12 protein-coding genes and 1 riboswitch are annotated in these 10,876 nt (G+C 74.1%); of the genes, 9 read left to right on the top strand and 3 right to left on the bottom strand.

The window, feature by feature from the left end; all coding sequences use genetic code 11:
- Positions 1 to 91 precede the first annotated feature (91 nt).
- From ACZ3J7_RS40355 to ACZ3J7_RS40345, 3 genes are all read right to left on the bottom strand, one after another.
- Positions 92 to 682: a TetR/AcrR family transcriptional regulator gene (locus ACZ3J7_RS40355; RefSeq protein ID WP_465628390.1), complete on the bottom strand. Its 591-nt coding sequence runs from the start codon at positions 680 to 682 to the stop codon at positions 92 to 94.
- An 82-nt stretch (positions 683 to 764) separates the two neighbouring features.
- Positions 765 to 2,159, bottom strand: coding sequence for an FAD-dependent oxidoreductase (locus tag ACZ3J7_RS40350; protein ID WP_465628388.1), 1,395 nt, complete (start codon positions 2,157 to 2,159; stop codon positions 765 to 767).
- Positions 2,160 to 2,371: 212 nt separating this feature from the next.
- Complete coding sequence (locus ACZ3J7_RS40345) at positions 2,372 to 2,620, bottom strand: SCO4226 family nickel-binding protein (protein WP_465628386.1); 249 nt, start codon at positions 2,618 to 2,620, stop codon at positions 2,372 to 2,374.
- A 152-nt stretch (positions 2,621 to 2,772) separates the two neighbouring features.
- A riboswitch (FMN riboswitch) is annotated at positions 2,773 to 2,900 on the top strand.
- 180 nt (positions 2,901 to 3,080) lie between these two features.
- Between ACZ3J7_RS40345 and ACZ3J7_RS40340 the strand changes: the two genes are divergently transcribed.
- From ACZ3J7_RS40340 to ACZ3J7_RS40300, 9 genes are all read left to right on the top strand, one after another.
- Complete coding sequence (locus ACZ3J7_RS40340) at positions 3,081 to 3,740, top strand: riboflavin synthase (RefSeq protein WP_465628384.1); 660 nt, start codon at positions 3,081 to 3,083, stop codon at positions 3,738 to 3,740.
- Complete coding sequence (locus tag ACZ3J7_RS40335) at positions 3,737 to 4,387, top strand: nicotinamide mononucleotide transporter family protein (RefSeq protein ID WP_465628382.1); 651 nt, start codon at positions 3,737 to 3,739, stop codon at positions 4,385 to 4,387. Before ACZ3J7_RS40340 ends, ACZ3J7_RS40335 begins: the two co-directional genes overlap by 4 nt.
- Entirely contained in the window at positions 4,384 to 5,673 is a 1,290-nt protein-coding gene (locus tag ACZ3J7_RS40330) for a bifunctional 3,4-dihydroxy-2-butanone-4-phosphate synthase/GTP cyclohydrolase II (RefSeq protein WP_465628380.1), read from the top strand. Before ACZ3J7_RS40335 ends, ACZ3J7_RS40330 begins: the two co-directional genes overlap by 4 nt.
- An 84-nt stretch (positions 5,674 to 5,757) precedes the next feature.
- Positions 5,758 to 6,252 (top strand): 6,7-dimethyl-8-ribityllumazine synthase, encoded by a 495-nt coding sequence (gene ribH, locus ACZ3J7_RS40325; RefSeq protein WP_465628378.1) that lies wholly within the window; start codon positions 5,758 to 5,760, stop codon positions 6,250 to 6,252.
- A 107-nt stretch (positions 6,253 to 6,359) separates the two neighbouring features.
- The gene (locus ACZ3J7_RS40320) at positions 6,360 to 6,632 is read left to right on the top strand and encodes a phosphoribosyl-ATP diphosphatase (RefSeq protein ID WP_014134310.1); all 273 of its coding nucleotides are present in this window, start codon (positions 6,360 to 6,362) and stop codon (positions 6,630 to 6,632) included.
- Between the two features lie 41 nt (positions 6,633 to 6,673).
- Positions 6,674 to 7,522: an ATP phosphoribosyltransferase gene (hisG, locus tag ACZ3J7_RS40315; protein WP_465628376.1), complete on the top strand. Its 849-nt coding sequence runs from the start codon at positions 6,674 to 6,676 to the stop codon at positions 7,520 to 7,522.
- 62 nt (positions 7,523 to 7,584) lie between these two features.
- Positions 7,585 to 8,043, top strand: a complete 459-nt coding sequence (locus ACZ3J7_RS40310) for a PH domain-containing protein (RefSeq protein ID WP_465628374.1) — start codon at positions 7,585 to 7,587, stop codon at positions 8,041 to 8,043.
- A gap of 234 nt (positions 8,044 to 8,277) precedes the next feature.
- Positions 8,278 to 9,615: a hemolysin family protein gene (locus tag ACZ3J7_RS40305; protein ID WP_465628372.1), complete on the top strand. Its 1,338-nt coding sequence runs from the start codon at positions 8,278 to 8,280 to the stop codon at positions 9,613 to 9,615.
- Positions 9,612 to 10,661: a hemolysin family protein gene (locus ACZ3J7_RS40300; RefSeq protein ID WP_465628370.1), complete on the top strand. Its 1,050-nt coding sequence runs from the start codon at positions 9,612 to 9,614 to the stop codon at positions 10,659 to 10,661. The genes ACZ3J7_RS40305 and ACZ3J7_RS40300 overlap by 4 nt, the downstream gene beginning before the upstream one ends.
- Positions 10,662 to 10,876 lie beyond the last annotated feature (215 nt).

Below are 10,876 nucleotides of genomic sequence, written 5' to 3'. Positions count from 1 at the left end.
GGCTCCATACCTACAATCACCACCGCGGACACACCGCACTCGCAGGCAAACCACCCGCCAGCCGCGTAACCAACCTCACGGGTCAGTACATCTAGACCTCGCGCAGGGCCGCCAGCGAGGCCAGCGCCAGGGCGGCGGTCCGCTCGGTGGTGGGACGGTGCGGGGCGCCGGACTCCAGGGCGGTGACGGCGGCGTCGACCAGGCCCTGGAGCAGTCGGGCGGTGCGCAGCGGCGTCCGGTCGCCGAGGTCGGTGAGGGCGGTGACCAGTGGGGACAGCAGGCGGCGGTGCGCCTCCTCGGCGGCTTCGCGCAGGGCCGCCGCGTCCCGGTCGCCGGCCGGGGCGGCGGCCAGCGCGCGGGCGATCCGGTGCTCGCCGTCGCGCACCAGCTCGCACCGGGCCCGGACGTACGCGGCGACCCGCTGCGCGGGGTCGGCGGTGGCGGCGGTCCGCTCCGTCCATGCCCGGGTCGACTCGTGCACGACGGCGGCCAGCAGCGCGGACCGGTTCGCGAAGTGCCGGTACGCGCTGGTGCGGGCCAGGCCGGCGCGCCGGGCGACGGCGGTGAGGGTGACGGCGGCGGTGTCGCCCTCGGACACCAGCAGCGCGCGGGCGGCCGCGACCAGCGCCCGGCGCTGTCGGGTGCGGTCGTCGGCGGCGGGGGCGGCACTGGTCTTCGGCACCGGCCCAGTCTAGGAGCCGCCGGCCCGGGGGAGTCCGGCCCGGCGGACCGCCGCCCCCGCGCTGCTGGTCCCGCCCGCGCGCCTACCGCGCCGCGCTGTTGCGCTCCGCGGACCGCTCGCTGCGCGAGGCGTCCAGCATGGCGACGCGGTCGACGACCTTGACCCGCTCGCGGCCCTCGGCCGCGCCGAGGGCCTTCTCGTGGGCGTCGAGGTGGTGCCAGCCCTCCCAGGTGGTGAAGTCGACGCCCCGGCCGCGGAGGAAGTCGACGACGGCGTCCTCGGCGGGTTCGGCGGCGGGGCGGAGCAGGCCGGCGGCGTGGTCGGCGACCAGGCAGGCGATCGTCTCGTTGGCGTCGCCCTTGGTGTGGCCGATCAGGCCGACGGGGCCGCGCTTGACCCAGCCGGTGACGTACACGGAGGGCAGGTGGGCGCCGTTCTCCTGGACGCGGCCGGCCTCGTGCGGGACGGTCGCGCTGAGGGGGTCGAAGGGCAGCTTGGCGAGTTCGTCGGAGCGGTAGCCGACCGCCCGGTAGACGGCCTGGACGGGCCACTCGCGGAAGGTGCCGGTGCCGACCGTGTTGCCGGTGCCGTCGAGTGCGGTGCGCTCGGTGCGCAGCGCGACGACCCTGCCGTCGGCGCCGAGCACCTCGACCGGGTTCTCGAAGAAGTGCAGGTGGATGCGGTGCGGTCGGTCGCCGACGTCGCGGATGGCCCAGTTCTCCAGGGTGGAGGCGACCATGTCGGCCTGCTTGTTGGCGCGCCGGGTGGCGATCGAGGCGTCGTCGTAGTCGATGTCCTCGGGGTCGACGACGACCTCGATGGTGGGGGAGTGGTCGAGTTCGCGTAGCTCCATCGGCGAGAACTTGGCCTGCGCGGGGCCGCGCCGCCCGAACACGTGCACCTCGACGGCGCGGTTCGCGGCCAGGCCCTCGTGGACGTTCGGCGGGATCTCGGTGGGCAGCAGCTCGTCCGCGGTCTTGGCGAGGACGCGGGCGACGTCCAGCGCGACGTTGCCGACGCCGAGGACGGCGACCTGCTCGGCCTCCAGCGGCCACGTGCGCGGCACCTCGGGGTGGCCGTCGTACCAGGAGACGAAGTCGGCGGCGCCGTACGAGCCGTCCAGCTCGATGCCGGGGATGTCCATGTCGCGGTCGGCCTCGGCGCCGGTGGCGAAGACCAGGGCGTCGTAGAAGCGGTGCAGCTCGTCGAGCGAGAGGTCGCCGGGGTAGTCGACGTTGCCGAGCAGGCGGACCTGCGGCTTGTCGAGGACCTGGTGCAGGGCGGTGACGATGCCCTTGATCCGGGGGTGGTCGGGGGCGACGCCGTAGCGGATCAGGCCGAAGGGGGCGGGCAGCCGTTCGATCAGGTCGATGGAGACGCCGGGGGCGGCGGCCAGGTCGGACTTCAGCAGCGCGTCGGCGGCGTAGATCCCGGCGGGGCCGGAACCGACGATGGCCACCCGGACGGGGCGGGGCATGGGCAGGTACTCCTGTTCGACTCGGGGCGCGTACCGCCCAGCCTCCCGGCCGGCGGGCGCGGCCGGTACGGGGCTCCGGCTTATGTCGTCATAAGCCGGAGCTATGCCTGCTCAAAGTTCCGCCTATGCCCTGTCCGGCGCGGCGGCCGCAGACCCGTACCTCCAGCGTGCACCCGACGCTACCTCCGCTCACACCGCCGCCGACGGGGCCCTCAGACCTGCAGTGGCACCGGGTGCACCTCGTCCGCCGGGTGCCCGGTCCGCTCGTGCACGCGCTGCACGGCCTCCCGGGTCGGGGCGGAGGACAGGCAGTACACGGTGCCCGAGTCCGGGTCGGCCCAGGCCTGCCGGAACTCCACGCCCTCCTCGCCCTGCGCCGCGAGGTCCGCCTCGTGCGCGGCCTTCAACTGCTCGGCGGTGATGCCCGCCATCCCGTGGTGGACGTCCATGAACATCGCCATCGGGGCTCAACTCCTCGGCCGGGAGTCCTCCGTGCGGAGAACTATTCCCTCCCACCGTGCGCTCCGGGAGTGAACCAGGCCACAGGACGCGTTCCTTGCGGAGGGAGTGCCCGCGCGTGCAAGAATGTCGGTGCAGTCAAGAAGTGACGTTCAGCGCACTCCGGGGTCGGTGAAAATCCGAACCGGCGGTTACAGTCCGCGACCCGTCCGCAGCCAGCGGCCGGTTGACCAGGTGAAATTCCTGGACCGACGGTTAAAGTCCGGATGGGAGGCGTGCGCGGCGGACGAAGTGTGTCACCACCACGGCCACCCGAGGCCGGGGTGCGAGCAGGACGGCAGCGAACCCGTGCCGGGCGGCCCACGCCCGTGCGTCCCGGGTGCGCCCCGTCGGCACACGTCCGCAGTCGGATCCCACGAGCCGCCCCGGAGTCCGCGCCCTAGCAGCGCGAGGAGAACCCGGGTGTTCACCGGCATCATCGAAGAGCTCGGCGAGGTCGTCTCCATCGAGGAGATCGGCGAATCCTCGCGCATCCGCCTGCGCGGCCCCCTCGTGACGGCCGACGCCCGGCACGGCGACTCGATCGCGGTCAACGGCGTCTGTCTGACCGTCCTCGACGACAACGAGCAACTGGACCACCACGACGGCGAGTTCAGCGCCGACGTGATGCGCGAGACGCTGCGGCGCTCCAGCCTCGGCGTGCTCCGCCCCGGCTCCCGGGTCAACCTGGAACGGGCGATGGCGCTCGGCGCCCGGCTCGGCGGCCACCTGGTGCAGGGGCACGTCGACGCCACCGGCACGCTGCTCTCCCGGGAGCCCGGCGACCTCGACGCGGACGGGAATCCGCGCTGGGAGGTGCTGCGTTTCACCCTGCCGCAGCCGATCTCGCGCTACCTGGTGGAGAAGGGGTCGATCACCGTGGACGGAGTCAGCCTCACCGTCGTCGAGGCGGCCCTCGACTCGTTCACCGTCTCGCTGATCCCCGCCACCCTGGAGCTCACCACGCTGGGCGCCAAGCAGGTCGGCGAGCCCGTCAACCTCGAGGTGGACGTCCTCGCCAAGTACGTCGAGCGGCTGCTCGACACCCGCGCACTGCCCGACACCTTGGGGGGAACCAAGTGAGTTCGTTCGGAGAGCTGGCCTTCACCGCGTTCGGCGAGCAGGTGAAGGTGGCCGACATGACCGGCAACCTGATCGGCCTGGCCGGCCTGGCCCTCGGCTGGCGCCGCTCGGTGCTGACCTGGCCCGCCCAACTGCTGGCCGGCACCGTGCTGATCCTGGCGTTCTGGGGCGGCCACGTGCCCGGCCTGATCGGCAAGCAGGCGATCGTCATCGTCGCCTCGGTCTGGGGCTGGGCGCAGTGGAACCGCGGCCGCCGCGACACCGGCCGGGTCGAGGTCCGCTTCGCGAGCTGGCCCGAGCGGACCCTGCTGGTCCTCGGCACCGCGGCCGGCACCGCCGCCGTCGCCGCGCTGTTCCACGCCGTCCCGAAGCTGTCCTGGGCGCCGCTGTTCGACGCCTACATCTTCGTCGGCACGCTCGCCGCGATGTACGCCCAGGCCCGGGGCTGGGTCGAGTTCTGGTTCGCCTGGCTGGCCGTCGACCTGGTCGGCGTGCCCTACGCGTACCACCACGGCTACACCTTCACCGCCCTCACCTTCACCGTCTACTTCGTCCTGGTGCTGGCCGGGCTGGCCAGCTGGTGGACGAAGGCCCGCGCGTCCCGGCCCGCCCCGTCCGCCCCGCCCGTCAAGGGAGCCACCGCATGAGCACCGCGCCCGAGCCCGCGTCCGAGCCCGCGTCCGCCGCCCAGCCGCTCGCCCTCGACCCGGTCGAGCGGGCCGTCGCCGACATCGCGCTCGGCCGCGCCGTGATCGTGGTCGACGACGAGGACCGCGAGAACGAGGGCGACATCGTCTTCGCCGCCTCCGCCGCCACCCCCGAACTGCTGGCCTTCACCGTCCGCTACTCCTCCGGCGTGATCTGCGTCCCGATGACCGGCCCCGACCTGGACCGGCTCAAGCTGCCCCCGATGACCCAGGTCAACGAGGACCGCAAGGGCACCGCGTACGCCGTCTCGGTGGACGCCCGCGACGGCGTCTCCACCGGCATCTCGGCCGCCGACCGGGCCCGCACCGTCAAGCTGCTCGCCAGCTCCGGCACCGGGCCCGCCGACCTGACCCGCCCCGGGCACGTCTTCCCGCTGCGCGCCGTCGACGGCGGCGTGCTGGTCCGCCCCGGCCACACCGAGGCCGCCGTCGACCTGGCCCGGCTCGCCGGGCTCCCGCCGGCCGGCGGCATCGCCGAGGTGGTCAACGACGACGGCACCATGGCCCGGCTGCCCGAGCTGCACGCCTTCGCCCGCGAGCACGGCCTGGCGATCATCTCGATCGAGGACCTGATCGCCTACCGCCGCCGCACCGAACTGCACGTCGACCGCGCCGCCGTCACCGCCCTGCCCACCGAGCACGGCGAGTTCACCGCCGTCGGCTACCGCGGCACCATCGACGGCACCGAGCACCTGGCCCTGGTGGCCGGCGGCCTGGACGCGGACGGCCGGATCCCCGGCGGCGAGGACGTCCTGGTCCGGCTGCACTCCGAGTGCCTGACCGGCGACGTGTTCGGCTCGCTGCGCTGCGACTGCGGCCCCCAGCTGCAGGCCTCGCTGGCGGCCGTCGCCGAGGCCGGCCGCGGCGTGGTGCTCTACCTGCGCGGCCACGAGGGCCGCGGCATCGGCCTGGCCCACAAGCTGCGCGCCTACCAGCTCCAGGAGCAGGGCCTGGACACCGTCGACGCCAACCTCGACCAGGGCCTGCCCGCCGACGCCCGCGACTACTCGATCGGCGCGCAGGTGCTCGCCGACCTCGGCGTCCGCTCGCTGACCCTGCTCAGCAACAACCCGGCCAAGCAGACCGCGCTCACCGACCACGGCCTCAAGGTCGCCGCCCGCCGCCCGCTGCCCACCGCCGCGGGCGAGCACAACCTGCGCTACCTGCGCACCAAGCGCGACCGGATGGGCCACGACCTGCCGTGGCTCGACGACGACGGCAAGTGACCCCCGCGGCACCGCCCGGCGCCGCACGCTGAACGCCGCACACCGAACGACGAACGACGAACGACGAACAGAGAGAAGACCACCATGGCCGGCCACGGAGCCCCCGTCCTGTCCCCGGAGAACCTGGAGAACACCGCCGACCTGCGGGTCGCCGTCGTCGCCGCGCAGTGGCACCAGCAGGTGATGGACGGCCTGCTGGACGGTGCCCGGCGCGCCCTGAAGGAGCTCGGCGTCGACGGCGCGACCGAGCTGCGGGTGCCCGGCACCTTCGAACTGCCGGTCGCCGCCAAGCGGCTGGCCGACGCCGGCTACGACGCGGTGGTCGCGCTGGGCGTGGTGATCCGCGGCGGCACCCCGCACTTCGACTACGTCTGCCAGGGCGCCACCCTCGGCCTCACCCAGGTCACCGTGGACACCGGCGTCCCGGTCGGCTTCGGCGTGCTGACCTGCGACGACGAGCAGCAGGCGCTGGACCGGGCCGGCCTGCCCGGCTCCGCCGAGGACAAGGGCCACGAGGCGGTCACCGCCGCCGTCGCCACCGCGGCCGCGCTGCGCGGGGCGCTCGGCCCCCGCCGGTAGCCGGCGGCCGTCAGCGGGTTCCGCCACCGTCGGGCCGTCCACCGGACCGTCCACGGTGCGGAACCGTTTACCGTCCGTCAGCCCGCACCCCGTAAGGTGAGCCCATCATGGCTTCCAAGACATTCGAGGAGCTCTTCGCCGAGCTCCAGCAGAAGGCCGCCACCGGCGACCCCCAGACCTCCCGCACCGCCCAGCTGGTGCAGCAGGGCGTCCACTCGATCGGCAAGAAGGTCGTCGAGGAGGCCGCCGAGGTCTGGATGGCCGCCGAGTACCAGTCGCCCGCGGAGGCGGCGGAGGAGATCTCGCAGCTCCTCTACCACGTCCAGGTGATGATGATCGCCCGCGGGCTGACGCTCGAAGACGTCTACAAGTACCTCTAAGCACGCCTCCATTGATCGCCAACGCGAAGGGTTCGCCACTCATGCTCCGCATCGCCGTCCCCAACAAGGGTTCGCTCTCGGGTCCCGCGGCGGAGATGCTCCATGAGGCCGGTTACCGGCAGCGCAAGGAGGCCAAGGAACTCGTCCTGGTCGACCCGGACAACCAGGTCGAGTTCTTCTTCCTGCGCCCGCGCGACATCGCCGTGTACGTCGGCTCCGGCCGGCTCGACGTCGGCATCACCGGCCGCGACCTGCTGCTGGACTCCGCCTCGGAGGCCGAGGAGGTGCTGGCGCTCGGCTTCGCCGGCTCGACCTTCCGGTTCGCCAAGCCGGTCGGCACCCCGATCGCGGGCGTCCGGGACCTGGAGGGCCTGCGGATCGCCACCTCGTACACCGGCCTGGTCGAGCAGCACCTCGCCGAGCACGGCGTGAAGGCCACCGTCACCAAGCTGGACGGCGCGGTCGAGACCGCCGTGCACCTGGGCGTCGCCGACGTGATCGCCGACGTGGTGGAGACCGGCACCAGCCTGCGCAACGCCGGCCTGGAGGTGTTCGGTGACCCGATCCTGGTCTCCGACGCCGTGGTGATCCGCCCCAAGGGCGCCGGTGAGGACGCCTCGGTCGAGCAGTTCCTGCGCCGCCTGCAGGGCGTGCTGGTGGCCCGCCGCTACGTGCTGATGGACTACGACATCCGCGCCGAGAAGGTCGGCGAGGCCGTCGCCCTCACCCCCGGCCTGGAGTCGCCGACCGTCTCGCCGCTGCACACCGAGGGCTGGGTCGCGGTCCGCTCGATGGTGCTCCGCAAGGAGGCCCAGCGGATCATGGACGACCTGTGGGCGATCGGCGCCCGCGCCATCCTGGTCACCAACATCCACGCCTGCCGCATCTGACCCCGACCCGCCACCGGGCGGGGACCGGCGCCCCCGGCCCCCGCCCCACCCTGGAGCCACCCGTGTCCACCGCCACCACCACCGTCCTGCCGGTCACCTGGGCGCCCCGCCGCAACCGCGTCGTGCTCTACACCCTGAGCGCCGTGCTGGTGGTGCTGTTCGTGGTGCTGGCCGTCGCGCTCCCGGCGAACTGGCAGGTCAACGACCGGGTGATGATGGTCTGCTCCGGCCTGCTGTTCGCCGCGGTCGGCCTGGTGCTGGCCCGCCCCGAGGTGGTCGCCGACGCCGACGGCCTGACCGTGGTCAACTTCGTCCGCCGCCGCCGGCTCTCCTGGGCCGAGGTGGTCCGGGTGAACTTCAAGGCCGGCGACCCCTGGGTGATGCTCGACCTCGCGGACGGCACCGCGCTGGCCGCCGTCGGCATCCAGCCCGGCGGCGGGCGGGCCCAGGCGATCGCCGCCGCCCGCGCCCTGCGCGACCTGGTCGAGCAGCAGCACGCCGACGCCGCGCCCCGGGCCTGACCCGCCCCGGCGGGCGCCCCGGGCCTGACACGCCCCGGAAGGACGGGTCGAACAGGCTCCGAGAAGCGTTCGGGTATCGTCTACGCTGGTAAAACCGCGGCAAAGCCCACCCGAGAACCGGGCTCCCCGCGTCCACCCGCGACCTGAGGAGTGACACCTCCCCTCGATGGACGATCCGTCCGGTAGTACCCGCGCCGCCGCGCACGTTTCCAGCCGGGGAAGGCGGGCGGCCCGATGACCACCGCCTGGCTCCTGCTGCTCGCGGCTTTCCTGCTCATCCTCGCCAACGGCCTGTTCGTGGCCGCCGAGTTCGCGTTCGTGACCGCCGACCGCGGCACCGTCGAGCGCGCCGCGGCCACCGGCGACCGGCGCGCCAAGGGCCTCTCCAAGGCCCTGCACCAGCTGTCCTTCCAGCTCTCCGGCGCCCAGCTCGGCATCACCATCACCTCGCTGGTGGTCGGCATGCTCGCCGAACCGGCGCTCTCCACCCTGCTCGGCCCGGTGTTCACCGCGATCGGCCTGCCCGAGTCGGCGGCCCGCGGCACCGCGGTCGTGGTCGGCCTGGTGCTGGCCACCGTGATCCAGATGGTGATCGGCGAACTGGTCCCGAAGAACTGGGCGATCTCCCGCCCGATCCAGGTGGCCTACGCCGTGGCCGGCCCGCAGCGGGTCTTCTCCGCCGCCTGCCGGCCGCTGATCTCCTTCCTGAACGGCTCCGCCGACCGGATCGTCCGCGCCTTCGGGGTCGAACCGCAGGAGGAGCTGGGCCACGCCCGCACCGCCGACGAACTCGTCGCCCTGGCCCGGCACTCCTTCCAGGCCGGCGTGATGGACGAGCAGTCCGCCACGCTGTTCGTCCGCACCCTGGGCCTGCGCGAGCTGACCGCCGAGTCCGTGATGACCCCGCGGATCGACGTCGCCGCCCTCCAGGAGGACGCCACCGCCACCGACGTGCTCAACCTGACCCGGGCCACCGGCCTGAGCCGCTTCCCGGTGTACGCCGACAGCCTCGACGAGGTCACCGGCACCGTCACCCTCAAGGACGCGCTCGCCGTCCCCGCCGGGCGCCGCGACCACACCAAGGTCCGCCACCTGGCCGCCCCGCCGCTGCTGGTGCCCGAGACGATGCCCGCCGAACGGCTGCTCGACCTGCTGCGCGGCCGCGAACCGATGGCCGTCGTGGTCGACGAGTACGGCGGCACCGCCGGCGTCGCCACCATCGAGGACATCGTCGAGGAGGTGGTCGGCGAGGTCCAGGACGAGCACGACCCCGCCGACACCCCCGACCTGCGCCCGCTCGCCCCGCGCGACGGCCTGCCGGTCTGGGACGCCGACGGCCGGGCCCGGCTCGACCAGCTCGCCAAGATCGGCCTGAACGCCCCCGACGGCCCGTACGAGACGCTCGGCGGCCTGCTCGCCGACCTGCTCGGCAAGCTCCCCGCGGTCGGCGAGAGGGCCCACCTGCCCGGCTGGGAGCTGACCGTCACCGCGGTCGACCGGCACCGCACCAGCCGGGTCGAGGTCCGGCGCGTGCGCGACCACCAGCACGACGACCAGGACGGCACCCGATGAGCGCCCTGCAACTCGCCTTCTCGCTGCTCCTGCTGCTCGGCAACGCCTTCTTCGTCGGCGCCGAGTTCGCCGTCATCTCGGTGCGCCGCAGCCAGATCGAACCGCTCGCCGAGGCCGGCGACAAGCGCGCCCGCACCGTGCTGCACGCGCTGTCCAACGTCTCCGCGATGCTGGCCGCCGCCCAGCTCGGCATCACCGTCTGCTCGCTGCTGCTCGGCGCGCTCGCCGAACCCACCATCGCGCACCTGCTGGAGCCGGTCTTCCACGCCCTCGGCGTGCCCGACTCGGCGATGCACCCGCTCAGCTACGCCGTCGCGCTGAGCATCGTGGTGTTCCTGCACATGGTGGTCGGCGAGATGGTCCCGAAGAACCTCGCGCTGGCCGGCCCGGAGAAGGCCGCGCTCTGGCTCGGCCCGCCGCTGGACCGGCTGGCCCGCTGGCTCGCCCCGTTCATCGCCTTCCTGAACGCCTTCGCCAACGGCGTGCTGCGGCTGTTCCGGGTCGAACCCAAGGACGAGGTCGACTCGGTCGCCACCAGCGAGCAGCTGCTGCTGATGCTGACCGACTCCGGCGAGGCCGGGCTGCTCGACGACAGCCGCCGCGAACGCCTGGAGGACGCCCTGGAGATGGGCAGCCGCCCGGTCACCGAGGTGCTGCTCCCGCCCGAGCAGCTGGTCACCGTCGGCCGCGAGGTCACCGGCGAGGAGATCCAGCGGCTGGCCGTGCGCACCGGCTTCTCGCGCTTCCCGGTCGCCGACGAGGACGGCACCGTCCTCGGCTACCTGCACCTCAAGGACTCGCTGGAGGCCGACGACCTCGCCACGCCGGTCCCGGCCCGGCTGTGGCGGCCGATCACCGTGCTGCGCTCCGGCCTGCCGCTGGACGACGCGCTCGCCGCGATGCGCCGGGCCGCCGCCCACCTGGCCGCCGTGGTCGACCCGGACGGGCGCCAGCTCGGCCTGGTCGCCCTGGAGGACGTGCTGGAGGAGCTGGTCGGCGAGGTCCACGACCCCGACCACCGGCCCCCCGCGCCCACCCGGCGCTGACCCGGCGCCGCCGGACGCGGGGGGGGGGGGGGCCCCCCCCCCCCCCGGCCCCGCCCCCCGCCCCGCCGCCGGGCCCGCCCCCCCCCCCCCCCCCCCCCCCCCGCGCCCCCCCCCCCCCCCCCCCCCCCCCCCCCCCCCCCCCCCCCCCCCCCCCCCCCACCCCCCCCCCCCCCCCCGCCCCGCCGCGCCCCCCCCCCCCCCCCGCGCGCGTCGCT

This window comes from Kitasatospora sp. NPDC015121, assembly GCF_055562955.1.
Note: the sequence above shows the minus strand (reverse complement) of the source record. Positions and strands in the feature narration are given on the sequence as shown.